This window comes from Bacillus sp. D7-8 (assembly GCF_052055895.1).
GTDB classification, from domain to species: domain Bacteria; phylum Bacillota; class Bacilli; order Bacillales; family Bacillaceae; genus Bacillus; species Bacillus velezensis.
Window position 1 is genome coordinate 1,456,565 of the sequence record NZ_CP179922.1, and the last position, 15,252, is coordinate 1,471,816.

The following is a 15,252-nucleotide window of genomic DNA, read 5'->3' on the forward strand; positions in this document are numbered from 1 at the left end:
AACGCCCGGCTGAATGACCGGGCGTTTTATCCGTTTACTCAGCCGGATGAAAGGCTGTATAAATGCCTTCAAGCAATTCCTGGGGCAGTGAATTAAAGAATCCGGCACACAGCTTTGCTTCTTTTTTTCCTGCTCCTGCTTTTTCAGCAAGGTCCTGATCAAACGTATACACACCGTCTTCTTCAATCAGTGCAGATTGAAGGATATGAAGACTTTGGGAAAAAGCGGTGAACAGCTGATCAACGATAAGGGCCTCTTTTTCCGTAAAGCCGAGCTCCACCGCTTTTTCTTTATTAAATGTATATTCGCCGTCCGTTTTCTCAATACATTGGGAAAGTACGGTTAAAAATTCGGTTGAACTGTCCCACAGCTTTTGAATGATCTGGGCTTGTTCTTGATCTAATCCCAATTCAACCGCTTTTTCACCGTCAAAATAATAGACACCGTCTTTTTCGTAAATCGATTGGCTGATGATGTCAATGAGTTTTGCCGCGTCTTCCGGTGTTTTCTCAGCGGAAGCCTGCAGGACATGCGGTTCATTTGCCTGAATCGTTTTTGCGCCGGCAGAATCAAGCGGACTGAATGCAAGCAAGGCGGCTGAGGCGGTTGCGGCGGCAGTTACAGCGGTTTTCTTCAAAAAAGATGTTTTCATTTCGTTCTCTCCTTGTCATGTGTATTTGCTTACAGCCACAAGTATAAAAAGACAATGATGGAATTGAAATAGGAGGTATGGTATTTTCTGCATAACGATGCCGGACTATTTCAGACTGCATATTCTGAGGGAATCTGCTGATGTAACTAGAATGGGAGCTGTCATTTCCGGCTTCCTGACTAGACGGCGGGGGAGATAAGCCTTACATCTCAGCCTGTTTTGAGGATGTAAAAAAGCCTGAATCTTTGATTCAGGCTTCATTAGATATTTTCTTTCCATGTTTACGGAATTTTGCAAAGGGTCATGCTTTTAATCAAGCAGTCCCTGTTCGCGCATTTTTTTCTTTACGGTGAAACCGCTTCCCATCATGGCGATAACGAGAACAATGCTTCCGATGATGCCCCATGCGCTTTTCTCAGCGATTGATACGCCGATCAGCATCATGCTGAAGACTGCTGCGAATGCAAATAATAATAAGAGCCAATTCAATTTTTTCATATTTCCATCCCCTTTAACGTCATACTTTCAGTTTACAGAAAAACGTAACGCTTTTAAAGAGGATGTGTGGTATAATATGAAAGTTATCTAATTTTTTTAGGAGATGAAAATGTGAAACTTCGAAACGATCTTCGCAACATCGCGATTATTGCCCACGTTGACCATGGGAAAACGACTTTGGTAGACCAATTGCTTCACCAAGCCGGAACATTCCGTGCCAACGAAAATATTGCCGAACGCGCAATGGATTCAAACGATCTTGAACGTGAACGCGGTATTACAATTCTTGCGAAAAATACTGCGATTAACTATAAAGATACACGCATTAATATTTTGGACACTCCGGGACACGCCGACTTCGGCGGAGAGGTAGAACGGATTATGAAAATGGTTGACGGCGTTCTGTTAGTCGTTGACGCATATGAAGGCTGCATGCCGCAAACCCGTTTCGTACTGAAAAAAGCGCTTGAGCAGAACTTAAATCCGGTTGTCGTCGTAAACAAAATCGACCGTGATTTCGCCCGCCCGGAAGAAGTCATTGATGAAGTGCTTGATTTGTTCATCGAGCTTGACGCAAACGAACAACAGCTTGAGTTCCCTGTCGTCTACGCTTCTGCGATTAACGGAACGGCAAGTCTGGATCCGAAAAAGCAGGACGAAAATATGGAATCACTGTATGAAACGATTCTTGAACATGTCCCTGCCCCGGTAGATAACGCCGAAGAGCCTCTTCAATTCCAAGTGGCGCTGCTTGATTACAATGATTATGTCGGCCGTATCGGTATCGGACGCGTTTTCCGCGGCACGATGAAAGTGGGTCAGCAGGTTTCATTGATGAAACTTGACGGAACGGTAAAATCATTCCGCGTAACGAAAATCTTCGGTTTCCAAGGATTGAAACGCGTGGAAATTGAAGAAGCGAGAGCGGGAGACCTCGTTGCCGTTTCGGGCATGGAAGACATCAATGTCGGTGAAACGGTTTGTCCGGCTGACCACCATGAGCCGCTGCCGGTTCTGCGCATTGATGAGCCTACGCTTCAAATGACATTTGTCGTAAACAACAGCCCGTTTGCAGGCCGTGAAGGCAAATATGTCACAGCCCGCAAAATTGAAGAGCGTCTGAACGCGCAGCTTCAAACAGACGTCAGTCTTCGTGTCGAACCGACTGCATCACCTGACGCATGGGTTGTTTCAGGACGCGGTGAGCTTCACCTGTCCATTTTAATTGAAAACATGCGCCGTGAAGGCTATGAGCTTCAAGTGTCTAAACCTGAAGTTATCATTAAGGAAATCGACGGCGTAAGCTGCGAGCCTGTTGAGCGCGTGCAGATTGACGTGCCTGAAGAGCATACCGGTTCTGTTATGGAATCAATGGGTGCGAGAAAAGGCGAAATGCTTGATATGATTAATAACGGAAACGGCCAGGTCCGCCTGATCTTTACCGTACCTTCACGCGGACTCATCGGCTATTCTACTGAGTTTCTGTCACTGACACGCGGTTTCGGTATCCTGAACCACACGTTTGACAGCTATCAGCCGATGCAAAAAGGCCAAGTCGGAGGCCGACGTCAGGGTGTGCTCGTTTCCATGGAAAACGGAAAAGCGACATCTTACGGAATTCAAGGTATTGAAGACCGCGGCGTCATCTTCGTTGAGCCCGGGACAGAAGTATATGAAGGCATGATTGTCGGTGAACATAACCGTGACAATGACCTTGTCGTCAATGTCAGCAAAATGAAACAGCAGACAAACGTCCGTTCCGCTACGAAGGATCAAACGACTACGATTAAGAAAGCGCGCATTATGTCGCTTGAAGAATCACTCGAGTACTTAAACGAAGATGAATACTGTGAAGTAACGCCGGAATCCATCCGTTTAAGAAAGAAAATCCTGAATAAAAACGAACGTGAAAAAGCGGCGAAAAAGAAAAAAACAGCAGGAATGTCTTAATCACTTGCAGAATTTGAAAAGGTAGAACCCGAACGGAAAAGGGGAGGGGGATCCTTTTGAATGAAGTAAGTGAACGGCTGTCGTTCTTTGCGGCTCTTTACCAAGTGGATGAGCATCCGCTGACGGGAATGTGGCTGTTATACGGAACGATCGTCGTGCTTTCGGTGATTGTATTTAAACTCGGCTTTGCCAAACGGCTGCCGGTGTTGAAGGCTGCGGCAGTTTATCTCTTTCTCGTGCTCGGCTGCACCGTACTGACTTTTTTCGGTGTGTTTCTGCCGGTCGGAGAAGGGCTTGTTGTCGCCGCCTTGATTTTGATCGTTTACAAAATCCGTCTGCACCAGTCCAAAAAAAGCCAGTCAGCTAAACCGCAATAAAAAAATGACCTTGCCTTCCGGCGGGTCATTTTTTTATTCGGTTTATTTTTTCAGTTTATCTTTTTTCGCTTTTTGTCCGGGATGAAAGGAAAAGTGTCCGGTATTCAGCCGCGCCTCCGTTTTGACTTTGATTCGGTCATGGCATTCCCGGCACATATATGTATGAATCGGACGATTGCGGAGGCGTTTGGCTGTCAGTGTTTCATCATCAATTTGTTCGATTTTGTCGCAAATGGAACATTTTACTCTCATTGATTTTTCACCTCTTTCACTATGACAAGCATTATAACATGGATGCCCCTCCTGCCAAAGGGAAAGAAAGCAGCGCCCTTCCTTTGGAGCGGGCGCTGCTTTTTACCGGCGGTTTTTCATATGATGATCCGATTGATCGTTCTGTTCGTTTTGCAGCTTGTTCTGGTCTCTTTGGTTCAGCTGATCATCATTCGATTGAGTCGGTGATTCTTTTTCATTGTCGGTCACATCATTCGGGACTTCCGGCATGACACGGCCGACGATGGCGGCAAGTTCGTCCAAAATGCCTGAAACGGGGCGGCCGGCCTTAATGTCGCTGCCCATGCCTCTCAGACGGGAAACCGTATCAGGATCAGCCACGACAACGGCATTGGCGCCGTAAGGATCGTTTTTTAACGCCTGGGCAACCGTGTATTTAATGCTCTCCACTTTGCTTCTTTCTAAATTGTCATCCACATCGATACCGACAACGGAGTATCTTCCGAGTACAACCGCGGTGGCATCTGAAATGCCGGGGATTTTTTCGGTTACCTCGACGAGATGCTTAGCGATGTCTGTCCGGCCGGGATTTTCAGCTGTCTCAGGAGCCGTATTTTTCACATGGATCGGTTTTGCATCGCGCTGATCGGCTGATTCGTTCTGAATATTGCGGCCGCGGCCGTCCTGTACAGCAGTGCAGCCGGTAAGGATAAACAAGGCTTGTATGATAATGAAAAGAATTCGCACGTCAGATTTCCTCCTTGAATGCTTTCATTTATTTTATTGTTGAATTAACCTTCTATCTTTATTCACCAAATCATATATTTTAGCAGGCATCCCCGTTTTTCGCGGAAAGAGAAGCACACGATGGGCTTTGATCCTTATTTCAGGAGGCTGAGACTTGAGTAAAATTTACGTGTTAGATACGAATGTACTTTTGCAGGATCCTAACGCCATTTTTTCCTTTGAAGAAAACGAAGTTGTCATCCCCGCCGTCGTGCTGGAAGAGGTCGATTCAAAAAAGCGGTATATGGACGAGGTCGGGAGAAATGCGAGGCACGTATCTAAGCTGATAGACGGGCTCAGGGAGAAAGGAAGGCTGCACGAGAAAGTTCCGCTTGAAAGCGGAGGAACGCTCAGAATTGAACTGAACCACCGGTCATTTCACCAGCTCCAAGAAATTTTTATCGAAAAAACGAATGATAACCGCATTTTGGCGGTGGCAAAAAATTTAAGCCTTGAGGAGGAAACGAAAGAAAACGGCCGCCTCGTCATCCTGGTCAGCAAAGATGTGCTTGTCAGGGTAAAGGCGGATGCCATCGGGCTTTTGGCGGAGGACTTTTTAAACGACAGAGTCGTTGACCATGATGAAATATATAGCGGGTACAAAGATATATTTATGAATAAAGAGCGGTTTGCCTCGTTTTATAAAGACAAACAAATTTCAGTCAAGGAGCTTCAGCGGCATCAGGTTTATCCGAATCAATTTGTGCTGATGAAAGATGAATTAGGAGGATCTTCGTCTGCGGTCGGCATGACAGATAAGAAAGGCGAGACCGTAAAAAGACTCGTTTTCGATGATGAGCACGTATGGGGAATCAGGCCGAAGAACGTCCAGCAGACAATGGCGCTTGAACTCCTGCTGAGGGAAGATATCCCGCTCGTCACCCTGATCGGAAAAGCGGGAACGGGAAAAACCTTGCTTGCTCTCGCGGCAGGGCTTCTGCAGACGGAGGATCTCGGTATTTATAAAAAACTGATCGTCGCGCGTCCCATCGTCCCGGTGGGAAAGGATATCGGATATTTGCCTGGCGAAAAAGAGGAAAAGCTCAAGCCGTGGATGCAGCCGATCTTTGATAATCTTGAATTTTTATTCAATGCGAAAAAGCCGGGTGAACTTGAAGCGATTTTGGCAGGAATCGGATCGATTCAGGTGGAGGCGCTGACATACATTCGGGGGAGAAGCATTCCGGATCAGTTTATTATTATTGATGAGGCTCAGAATTTGACGAGGCACGAGGTCAAAACGCTTTTGACTCGGGTGGGAGAGGGCAGCAAAATTGTCCTGATGGGCGATCCGGAGCAAATAGATCACCCATACTTAGACAGTTTAAACAACGGACTTGCTTATGTGGTAGAACGGTTTAAAGAACAAACCGTCTCCGGCAGCGTGAAGCTTGTGAAAGGTGAGAGATCCGGCCTTGCACAGCTTGCCGCCGATTTGTTATAAAACTTCGATTTCTGTGACGCCCGTTATCGGTTTTTCAAAGTCGCCGTCCACGTAAAAATGGACCGGTCCGCCGTCTTGAAGGGGTTTCCCCGCATCGCTGAAATGCGCGATTGCGTCCATCGCCTTTTCGAGCGCCACTTCGGTTCTTTCTGATTTTGAAATAAATGCGCACAGGACAGCGCTTTCTTTCGGCTCGGCATTTGCTAAAACAGCGCCGAGCTTCATGGCGAAGCTGCCGTTCATCAGTCTTTCTTTTTCATAACGTTTTTCGCTTTTTAAAGTCGGCGGCGAAATGCGCCCTTCTCTGATCACCCGTTCCGGATCAAGCGTATGCTCCTGGGTTTCTGCAGAGCCGTCCGGATGAACGGGCTGATTTTTTTCAAACGGAAACTTGCGGTCATCGAAAATCCAGACACTCGGATCAATTGTAATCGGGTATGTAACATTGCCTTTTACTTGAATAACGCTCATGGTGAAGCCCCCCTTTACTTAAAGTATAAAAGTTTTCGCATGAATTGTCACTTTGCGTCGCAAATTAGATGTATAAAACGGCAGCGAAGTGAGGATGATCGACATGGTATGCCGGCATTACCAAGAGCTGGACGCATTAGTTCAGGAAGCGAAAAAAAGAACCGAAGAAGGCAAAGTGGCAGACTATATTCCGGCTCTGGCTGAATCTGAACAAGACAGCCTTTCGGTCACAATTTATCATGCGGAAAATACATGTCTGACGGCAGGAGACGCCGACCGGACATTTACGCTGCAGAGCATTTCGAAAGTGCTTTCTCTGGCGCTCGTACTGATGGATTACGGAAAGGAAAAGGTGTTCAGCTGCGTGGGTCAGGAGCCGACCGGCGACCCGTTTAATTCCATGATTAAGCTTGAAACAGTGAATCCGGGCAAGCCTTTAAATCCGATGATTAATGCGGGCGCTCTCGTCGTTACGGGTTTCATTAAAGGGCATTCGCCGAAAGACCGCCTGGATTACCTGCTCGGATTTATCAGAAGACTTGCGAATAATCAGGACATTACATATTGCAGACATGTCGCGGAATCGGAATTCAGTTCATCCATGATTAATCGGGCCATGTGTTATTACATGAAGCAGTATGACATTTTTGAAGGCGATGTAGAAGAGGTCATGGATCTGTATACAAAACAGTGCGCGATTAAGATGAGCAGTCTGGACTTAGCCAAAATCGGCTGCGTATTCGCCCTTGACGGCAAGCATCCGGAAACCGGGGAGCAGGTCATTAAAAAAGATGTGGCGAGAATCTGCAAGACGTTTATGGTGACATGCGGCATGTACAATGCGAGCGGGGAATTCGCGATTAAGGTCGGCATTCCCGCTAAAAGCGGCGTTTCGGGAGGGATCATGGGCATTTCGCCGTACAACTTCGGAATCGGTATATTCGGCCCGGCGCTTGATGAAAAAGGCAACAGCATCGCGGGTGTGAAGCTTTTGGAAATCATGTCTGAGAAATACAGGCTGAGTATTTTTTGAAACATTTTTTATCATAACATCTGCTTAAATTCTCTTGCAATTTCATCTGATACCCTTTATGATAAATAGAAGAATTAGGTACTCGCCTGGGGAACGGAGGGATACTTTTGGCTTCAGAGATTATAGTTGACCATCAGCAGAAAGCATTCGAGCTGTTGAAGTTAGATGCTGAGAAGATTTTGAAGCTGATCCGAGTACAAATGGATAACTTAACGATGCCTCAATGTCCTCTGTATGAAGAGGTCTTGGATACTCAGATGTTCGGACTGTCGAGGGAAATCGATTTTGCTGTCCGCCTGGGATTAGTTGACGAAAACGACGGCAAAGAGCTGCTGGACAGACTTGAAAGAGAACTGTCTGCTTTGCATGACGCGTTTACAGGAAAATAAATGATCAAACTCAAACTATTCAACGGTTTGGGTTTTTTTATAACCGTAAACCGTTTTTTTTGCATCTTCTTTTCGTAAGACGGTCTCTTAATCTGCATTTCATCCGAAAAACTATAAAGAAACTGCGTAAATTGTTTATGAATTATAGTAAAATATAATACGCTATAGGTATTAAACGTAAGCTTTAAGCAGGAAAGAGGATGTTATGTTTAAAAGAATGTTAAAATCTTACGATTATTCATTGATATGCGCTATCATTCTGCTGTGCAGTTTCGGATTGGTAATGGTATACAGCTCAAGTATGATCACCGCCGTTATGCGTTACGGCGTGAGCAGCGACTATTTCTTTAAACGGCAGCTGTTCGCCGTCATCGCGGGGTTTGTGCTGTTTATCATCGCGGCCGTTTTTCCGTACAAAGTGTTCGCCCATCAAAAGATTCAGAAATTCATACTGCTTGCGTCAGTGGCTGCGCTTTGCGCGCTGTTTGTTTTCGGACATGTTGCCGGAAACGCGCAAAGCTGGTTTAAAATCGGCGGAATGGCCATTCAGCCGGGGGAATTTGTCAAGCTGACTCTGATACTGTACCTTGCCGCGGTATACGCAAAGAAACAAAGCTATATCGATCAGCTTTTGACGGGGGTTGCACCGCCGGTGATCGTCACCGTAGTCATTTGTGCGCTTATCGCCATTCAGCCCGACTTCGGAACGGCGATGATTATCGGTCTGATCGCGTTTTGCGTCATTATGTGTTCGGGATTCAGCGGAAGGACCCTGCTCAGGCTGGTGCTCATGGCGGGAATCGTATTGCTCCTTGTCAGCCCGATCATCTATCTGAAATGGGACGATATTTTGACACCCGGGCGTATGAGCCGGTTTGAAAGCCTTGAAAATCCATTTAAATACGCCAGCACATCAGGCCTGCAGATTATAAATTCGTATTATGCGATCGGCTCAGGAGGTTTTTTCGGTCTCGGTCTTGGAGAAGGCATTCAAAAATACGGTTATCTGCCTGAATCGCATACAGACTTTATTATGGCGGTTATTTCAGAGGAGCTCGGCATTTTCGGCGTGCTGTTTGTCATTGTGCTGCTGGCTTTTGTCGTGTTAAAAGGTTTTTATATTGCGAGAAAATGTGAAGATCCGTTCGGGAGCCTTTTGGCAATCGGGATATCCAGCATGATTGCGATACAGACCTTTATCAATCTCGGCGGTGTCAGCGGTTTAATTCCGATCACAGGTGTTCCGCTGCCGTTTATCAGCTACGGGGGCTCATCAATGTTGTTGTTATTAATGAGCGCCGGTATATTGGTGAATGTCAGCATGCATGTCAAGTACTCAGAAAAGAAGAAAAAGAGGGAGCCCGTTCCGTCTAAGGGGGTAAAAAGACGGCAGACGGAAAAATCTGTGTATCTCTAAAAAACAAGTGTATACACAGGACGGATATTCCTTTATTATAAACTACATATTTATTAGGCCAAGGGGGAGAAAAGTTTGTCACAACAATCCATCCAAAAAGTGTTAGTAGCAAACAGGGGAGAAATTGCGATCCGGATTTTCCGGGCGTGCACAGAATTGAACATCAGAACGGTAGCCGTTTATTCAAAAGAAGATTCGGGCTCCTATCATCGCTATAAAGCGGATGAAGCTTATCTTGTGGGAGAAGGCAAAAAACCGATTGATGCGTATCTTGATATTGAAGGGATTATTGAGATCGCCAAAAGAAACGGCGTTGATGCCATTCATCCGGGCTACGGATTTCTCTCTGAAAATATCCAATTTGCGAGACGCTGCGAAGAAGAGGGCATCGTATTTATCGGACCGACGTCAGCGCATTTGGATATGTTCGGAGATAAGGTAAAGGCGAGGGAGCAGGCAGAAAAAGCCGGCATCCCCGTTATTCCGGGGAGTGACGGACCGGCTGAAACATTAAAAGATGTCGAACAATTCGCAAAAGTCCACGGATTTCCGTTTATTATTAAAGCATCGCTCGGAGGCGGAGGCCGCGGAATGAGAATCGTCCGAAGCGAAAGCGAATTGAAAGAATCGTTTGAGCGGGCCAAATCAGAAGCGAAAGCCGCATTCGGAAACGATGAAGTGTATGTTGAAAAACTGATCGAAAATCCTAAGCATATTGAAGTTCAGGTGATCGGAGATAAAGAAGGCAATGTCGTCCATCTGTATGAGCGGGACTGTTCCGTTCAGAGACGCCATCAAAAGGTCATTGAGGTGGCGCCGAGTGTATCTTTGCAGCCTGAATTAAGGGACGAAATCTGTGAAGCGGCTGTGGCGCTTGCGAAAAATGTCGGCTATATCAACGCGGGGACCGTGGAATTTCTCGTAGCGGGCGGTGAATTTTACTTTATTGAAGTGAACCCGCGCGTGCAAGTGGAGCATACGATTACGGAAATGATAACGGGGGTTGATATCGTTCAGACGCAAATCCTCGTCGCTCAGGGCTACGGACTCCACAGCCGTGCCGTCAATATCCCTGAGCAGAAAGACATTTTTACAAACGGGTATGCGATACAATCACGTGTGACCACTGAAGATCCTCTGAATGACTTTATGCCTGACACGGGTAAAATTATGGCTTACCGCTCAGGCGGCGGCTTCGGCGTCCGCCTTGATACAGGAAACAGCTTCCAGGGCGCCGTCATCACGCCTTACTATGATTCACTGCTCGTCAAGCTGTCGACATGGGCGCTGACGTTTGAACAGGCATCAGCAAAAATGGTCCGCAACCTGCAGGAATTCAGGATCAGGGGCATTAAGACCAATATTCCATTTCTTGAAAACGTGGCAAAGCATGAAAAATTCCTGACGGGCCAATATGACACATCGTTTATCGACACAACGCCTGAGCTGTTTGTTTTCCCAAAACAGAAGGACCGCGGAACAAAAATGCTTTCCTATATCGGCAATGTCACGGTGAACGGTTTTCCGGGAATCGGGAAAAAAGAAAAACCTGCATTTGATAAGCCTCAGACCGTTACGTTAGGTATCGGCGAAAAGCCGGCAAGCGGTACGAAACAGATCCTTGATGAAAGAGGCGCTGAGGGGCTTGCAGACTGGGTGAAAGAGCAAAAATCCGTGCTCCTGACCGATACAACGTTCAGGGATGCCCATCAGTCTCTGCTTGCAACCCGGATCAGATCCAATGATTTGAAAAAAATCGCGAATCCTACGGCTGCCCTGTGGCCTGAACTGTTCAGCCTTGAAATGTGGGGAGGCGCGACATTTGATGTAGCGTACCGTTTCTTAAAAGAAGACCCTTGGAAACGCCTTGAAGATCTCCGCAAGGAAGTGCCGAACACATTGTTCCAGATGCTGCTTCGTTCATCAAATGCCGTCGGTTATACAAACTATCCGGACAATGTCATCCAAAAATTTGTCCGGCAGTCAGCGGAGTCAGGTATTGACGTATTCCGGATCTTTGACAGCCTGAACTGGGTAAAAGGGATGACGCTGGCCATCGATGCCGTCCGTGAAACCGGAAAAGTGGCGGAGGCTGCGATTTGTTACACGGGAGATATTCTTGATAAGACCCGGACGAAATATGATTTGCAATATTATCTTTCTATGGCGAAAGAGCTTGAGGCGTCTGGTGCCCACATTCTCGGCATTAAAGACATGGCCGGTCTTTTGAAACCCCAAGCCGCATACGAACTTGTCTCAGCGCTGAAGGAAACGATTGATATTCCCGTTCATCTTCACACGCATGATACGAGCGGCAATGGCGTCTTTCTCTATGCCAAAGCTGTTGAAGCGGGTGTGGACATCGTGGATGTCGCCGTCAGCTCAATGGCGGGTCTGACTTCACAGCCGAGCGCAAGCGGATTTTATCATGCCCTTGAAGGAAACAGCCGCCGTCCTGAAATGGATGTCCGGCAGGTGGAAAGACTGTCGCAATACTGGGAATCCGTCCGTCAGTATTACAGTGAATTTGAAAGCGGGATGAAGTCTCCGCATACTGAGATTTATAATCATGAAATGCCGGGCGGCCAGTACAGCAATCTGCAGCAGCAGGCAAAAGGAGTCGGCCTCGGTGATCGCTGGAATGAGGTGAAAGACATGTACAGCGTCGTCAACCGCATGTTCGGCGACGTCGTGAAAGTAACACCTTCTTCCAAAGTCGTCGGAGATATGGCGCTTTACATGGTGCAAAACAATTTAACAGAACAAGATGTTTATGATAAAGGCGAAACGCTTGATTTTCCGGATTCAGTCGTTGAGCTCTTTAAAGGGCAGATCGGCCAGCCGCACGGCGGATTCCCGGAAAAACTGCAAAAGCTCGTTCTGAAAGGACAGACGCCGATCACGGTAAGACCGGGTGAGCTGCTTGAACCGGTATCTTTTGAAGCCATTAAAGAAGAATGGAAAGAAACACATCAGATGGAATTGAGTGATCAGGACGCAATCGCGTATGCTCTTTATCCGAAGGTGTTTACTGAATATGTTAAAACAGCAGAACGCTTCGGTGATATTTCCGTATTAGACACACCGACTTTCTTCTACGGCATGACACTCGGTGAAGAAATCGAAGTGGAAATCGAGCGCGGAAAAACGCTGATCGTGAAGCTTGTATCTATCGGTGAACCGCAGCCAGATGCGACACGTGTCGTTTATTTCGAATTGAACGGCCAGCCGCGCGAGGTGGTCATTAAAGATGAAAGCATTAAATCGTCCGTACAGGAAAAATTAAAAGCAGATCGGACAAACCCAAGCCACATTGCGGCATCCATGCCGGGAACTGTCATTAAATTGTTAACGGAAACCGGGGCAAAGGTGAATAAAGGCGATCATCTGATGATTAATGAAGCGATGAAAATGGAGACGACGGTACAGGCGCCGTTCTCCGGGACGATACAGCAGATTCATGTGAAAAACGGTGAACCGATTCAGACAGGCGATTTACTGATCGAAATTGAAAAAGCGTAAAAAATGAACATAAAAAACCTGATCCGCCCCCGTGTGCGATCAGGTTTTTTATATGTAAAAAGGCCGAAGCTCTAATGCTCCGGCCTTTTCATGTGCCTCAGATGTTCCGCTGTTTTGATTCATAGCGGAAGCGGGCGATTAATAATAAGAAATAGCATAAGACGCCAAACAGGCCGGCAATAAAGAGCGAATGGGCAAGTGCAAAGCCGGTGGCCATTTCTGAATAAACAACCATGATTCCGGAGAGCGCCTGTAATACAACAAAGGCAAGAGCCGCTATCCAGCCCCCAAGAATCTGTTTTTGATCTTTGTAGGAGCGCACCGCATGCGCAAAAGCGACAAGAATCCATACGAACAGAAGCAGCGCTGCCGTTCTGTGGCCCATCTGCACCCATTCCTGAAAATGAGACGGAAGCCCGTGATTCAGCCTGCTGCAAAGCGGAACGTCAGGGCAGGCAAGGCTTGATTTCGTATGGCGTACATAAGCCCCCGTATAAACGACGATATACGTGTAAATCGAAAGACCGATCATATGAAACTGCATTTTTCTGCCGATTCTGAGCGGCTTGACGAGCTTTTTGTCTGATTTATCAGCTTCGAATATGAGCAGCGTCAAAATCAGAACAGAAGCGAAAGAAATCAGCGATATGCCGAAATGAAGCGCCATAACGAGCGCATTTGATCCGAAAACAACCGCTAATGCGCCGAGAAGCGCCTGTAAAAATAAAAAGATAATGGACATAATGGCGAGAAAGGTTGTTTCACGGAAAACAGGCGTGACTTTTCTCCATGCCCAAAAAGCGAGACTCAGCACGAGAACGATTGAGACACCGCTTGCGAGTCTGTGGCTCCATTCAATGATAGAAGCGGCGTTAAGCTCCGGGAAAAACCGGCCGTGGCAAAGCGGCCACTGCCTTCCGCATCCGAGACCCGATCCTGTCTTTGTGACAAGAGCGCCGCCGATCAGCACGACGAGCATAACGAATGTCGTCAGCACGCCGAGCGCTTTCAAAGCTTTATTCATTTTACATTCACCTTCTTAACAAACTGGACAAAATGATATACGTACCAAGTGTAAGCGAATATGTGTTTTGTGGCAATTCTCAATTCTGTTTGTTCACAAAAATATAATAGAATCAGGACTTCTTAGATAATGGGGTTGATTATTCCAGATGGGTCTGATAGAAATAAAGTAACCGCTTTATTATGAAACCGGCGGATTTGGTAAAATTCATAAAAAGTTCACAAATAAATTCCTGTTTCTCGTTTAATATTTAAGAGGATGTTTTTTTACAGGTCATTATCTTGTATGATAGAGTTGCAGGTCTTAAAAAACCTGCTTTAGGTTTGTAAGGGAGGTTTACGTTATGGCTAATTCCAGAATTTTAAACGATACAGCTATAGACGGACAGATTGAAGAGACGACGGCATGGAAGGATTTCCTTTCGCTTATTAAAATAGGAATCGTCAATTCGAATTTAATTACGACTTTTACCGGCATGTGGCTTGCGTTACATATATCCGGTCTGAGTTTTTTAGGCAATTTAAACACCGTGCTTCTTACATTAATAGGATCTTCTTTGATCATCGCCGGTTCTTGTGCGGTTAACAACTATTACGACCGTGATATTGATCATTTAATGGAACGCACGAAAGTAAGACCGACGGTAACCGGAAAGATTCAGCCGAATCAAGCGCTGTGGTCAGGAATTTTACTCATTGCTTTAGGACTTATCATGCTTTTGATGACCACCGTGATGGCAGCAGTCATCGGTTTTATCGGCGTGTTTACGTACGTTGTTCTTTATACAATGTGGACCAAACGCCGTTATACGATTAATACGGTTGTCGGAAGTGTATCAGGCGCCGTGCCGCCGTTAATCGGCTGGACAGCGGTTGAAGGGCACATCGGTGTTGTCGCGTGGGTTTTATTCATGATTTTATTCATCTGGCAGATTCCGCACTTTTTAGCGCTTGCGATTAAAAAGACGGAAGATTACAGAGCAGCGAATATTCCGATGCTTCCGGTAGTGCACGGCTTTGAAGTGACGAAAAGACAGATTATCGTCTGGGTCGCATGCCTGCTGCCGCTGCCGTTTTTCCTCGGCAGTCTCGGTCTTCCGATCGTCATTCTCGGCACTTTGCTGAATGTCGGATGGCTTGTTCTCGGACTGATGGGATTCCGCATGAAAAACATCATGAAGTGGGCAACTCTTATGTTTGTCTATTCGCTTAATTACATGACCATTTATTTTGTAGCGATGGTGGTCTTCACGCTGTTTTAATTGAATAATGAGCTTGTTTGATCGCCAAAACAAACAATGACAACTAGTAAACGCCGCCTTGACCTTTTGTTTAATCAGGCGGCTTTGCTTTTATACATAGATGGAATTTTAAGTAAAAAATCTCATATTTTAAGAAATGAGGAAATGAAGTATTTCGGCTGGAAGCAGTTTTACTGCTTGTGCATCTCGTACTGATT

At 46.3% G+C, this 15,252-nt stretch carries 14 protein-coding genes; 8 read left to right on the forward strand and 6 right to left on the reverse strand.

Annotation, left to right across the window (positions count from 1 at the left end; all coding sequences use genetic code 11):
• Positions 1 to 34: 34 nt before the first annotated feature.
• Together ACKTRM_RS07430 and ACKTRM_RS07435 are read right to left on the reverse strand one after the other, a co-directional pair.
• Positions 35 to 652, reverse strand: coding sequence for a hypothetical protein (locus tag ACKTRM_RS07430; RefSeq protein WP_012117483.1), 618 nt, complete (start codon positions 650 to 652; stop codon positions 35 to 37).
• Between the two features lie 309 nt (positions 653 to 961).
• On the reverse strand, positions 962 to 1,150 hold the full coding sequence (locus ACKTRM_RS07435) for a YlaF family protein (protein WP_003154504.1): 189 nt from the start codon (positions 1,148 to 1,150) through the stop codon (positions 962 to 964).
• 111 nt (positions 1,151 to 1,261) lie between these two features.
• On the opposite strand from ACKTRM_RS07435, the gene typA reads away from it, so the two are divergent.
• Together typA and ACKTRM_RS07445 are read left to right on the forward strand one after the other, a co-directional pair.
• The gene (gene typA / locus ACKTRM_RS07440) at positions 1,262 to 3,100 is read left to right on the forward strand and encodes a translational GTPase TypA (RefSeq protein ID WP_007409675.1); all 1,839 of its coding nucleotides are present in this window, start codon (positions 1,262 to 1,264) and stop codon (positions 3,098 to 3,100) included.
• Positions 3,101 to 3,156: 56 nt separating this feature from the next.
• Positions 3,157 to 3,477: a YlaH-like family protein gene (locus ACKTRM_RS07445; protein ID WP_007611192.1), complete on the forward strand. Its 321-nt coding sequence runs from the start codon at positions 3,157 to 3,159 to the stop codon at positions 3,475 to 3,477.
• 42 nt (positions 3,478 to 3,519) lie between these two features.
• Here ACKTRM_RS07445 and ACKTRM_RS07450 read toward each other — a convergent pair whose 3' ends face one another.
• Together ACKTRM_RS07450 and ACKTRM_RS07455 are read right to left on the reverse strand one after the other, a co-directional pair.
• Positions 3,520 to 3,729, reverse strand: a complete 210-nt coding sequence (locus ACKTRM_RS07450) for a YlaI family protein (RefSeq protein WP_007409677.1) — start codon at positions 3,727 to 3,729, stop codon at positions 3,520 to 3,522.
• 102 nt (positions 3,730 to 3,831) lie between these two features.
• Positions 3,832 to 4,455, reverse strand: a complete 624-nt coding sequence (locus ACKTRM_RS07455) for a YhcN/YlaJ family sporulation lipoprotein (RefSeq protein WP_012117484.1) — start codon at positions 4,453 to 4,455, stop codon at positions 3,832 to 3,834.
• Positions 4,456 to 4,609: 154 nt separating this feature from the next.
• On the opposite strand from ACKTRM_RS07455, the gene ACKTRM_RS07460 reads away from it, so the two are divergent.
• The gene (locus ACKTRM_RS07460; RefSeq protein WP_012117485.1) at positions 4,610 to 5,938 is read left to right on the forward strand and encodes a PhoH family protein; all 1,329 of its coding nucleotides are present in this window, start codon (positions 4,610 to 4,612) and stop codon (positions 5,936 to 5,938) included.
• Here ACKTRM_RS07460 and ACKTRM_RS07465 read toward each other — a convergent pair.
• Positions 5,933 to 6,409: a hypothetical protein gene (locus ACKTRM_RS07465; RefSeq protein WP_012117486.1), complete on the reverse strand. Its 477-nt coding sequence runs from the start codon at positions 6,407 to 6,409 to the stop codon at positions 5,933 to 5,935. The genes ACKTRM_RS07460 and ACKTRM_RS07465 overlap by 6 nt on opposite strands.
• A 103-nt stretch (positions 6,410 to 6,512) precedes the next feature.
• Between ACKTRM_RS07465 and glsA the strand changes: the two genes are divergently transcribed.
• From glsA to pyc, 4 genes are all read left to right on the forward strand, one after another.
• Positions 6,513 to 7,442, forward strand: a complete 930-nt coding sequence (gene glsA / locus ACKTRM_RS07470) for a glutaminase A (RefSeq protein WP_012117487.1) — start codon at positions 6,513 to 6,515, stop codon at positions 7,440 to 7,442.
• Between the two features lie 107 nt (positions 7,443 to 7,549).
• Complete coding sequence (locus ACKTRM_RS07475; protein WP_003154494.1) at positions 7,550 to 7,831, forward strand: YlaN family protein; 282 nt, start codon at positions 7,550 to 7,552, stop codon at positions 7,829 to 7,831.
• 205 nt (positions 7,832 to 8,036) lie between these two features.
• Complete coding sequence (locus tag ACKTRM_RS07480; RefSeq protein ID WP_007409682.1) at positions 8,037 to 9,248, forward strand: FtsW/RodA/SpoVE family cell cycle protein; 1,212 nt, start codon at positions 8,037 to 8,039, stop codon at positions 9,246 to 9,248.
• Between the two features lie 75 nt (positions 9,249 to 9,323).
• The gene (pyc, locus tag ACKTRM_RS07485; protein WP_012117488.1) at positions 9,324 to 12,770 is read left to right on the forward strand and encodes a pyruvate carboxylase; all 3,447 of its coding nucleotides are present in this window, start codon (positions 9,324 to 9,326) and stop codon (positions 12,768 to 12,770) included.
• 97 nt (positions 12,771 to 12,867) lie between these two features.
• Here the strand turns inward: pyc and ctaA are convergent, their stop codons facing one another.
• The gene (gene ctaA / locus ACKTRM_RS07490) at positions 12,868 to 13,794 is read right to left on the reverse strand and encodes a heme A synthase CtaA (protein WP_007611205.1); all 927 of its coding nucleotides are present in this window, start codon (positions 13,792 to 13,794) and stop codon (positions 12,868 to 12,870) included.
• Between the two features lie 343 nt (positions 13,795 to 14,137).
• Here ctaA and cyoE point away from each other — a divergent pair, with 343 nt between their 5' ends.
• Positions 14,138 to 15,055, forward strand: coding sequence for a heme o synthase (gene cyoE, locus ACKTRM_RS07495; protein ID WP_003154486.1), 918 nt, complete (start codon positions 14,138 to 14,140; stop codon positions 15,053 to 15,055).
• The last annotated feature ends 197 nt before the right edge of the window (positions 15,056 to 15,252 follow it).

Bases quoted from the DNA above. Each gene is read 5' to 3' on its own strand.
- ACKTRM_RS07430 (WP_012117483.1), bottom strand. From the start codon at position 652: ATGAAAACATCTTTTTTGAAGAAAACCGCTGTAACTGCCGCCGCAACC.
- ACKTRM_RS07435 (WP_003154504.1), bottom strand. From the start codon at position 1,150: ATGAAAAAATTGAATTGGCTCTTATTATTATTTGCATTCGCAGCAGTC.
- ACKTRM_RS07450 (WP_007409677.1), bottom strand. From the start codon at position 3,729: ATGAGAGTAAAATGTTCCATTTGCGACAAAATCGAACAAATTGATGAT.
- ACKTRM_RS07465 (WP_012117486.1), bottom strand. From the start codon at position 6,409: ATGAGCGTTATTCAAGTAAAAGGCAATGTTACATACCCGATTACAATT.
- glsA (WP_012117487.1), top strand. From the start codon at position 6,513: ATGGTATGCCGGCATTACCAAGAGCTGGACGCATTAGTTCAGGAAGCG.
- ACKTRM_RS07480 (WP_007409682.1), top strand. From the start codon at position 8,037: ATGTTTAAAAGAATGTTAAAATCTTACGATTATTCATTGATATGCGCT.
- ctaA (WP_007611205.1), bottom strand. From the start codon at position 13,794: ATGAATAAAGCTTTGAAAGCGCTCGGCGTGCTGACGACATTCGTTATG.
- cyoE (WP_003154486.1), top strand. From the start codon at position 14,138: ATGGCTAATTCCAGAATTTTAAACGATACAGCTATAGACGGACAGATT.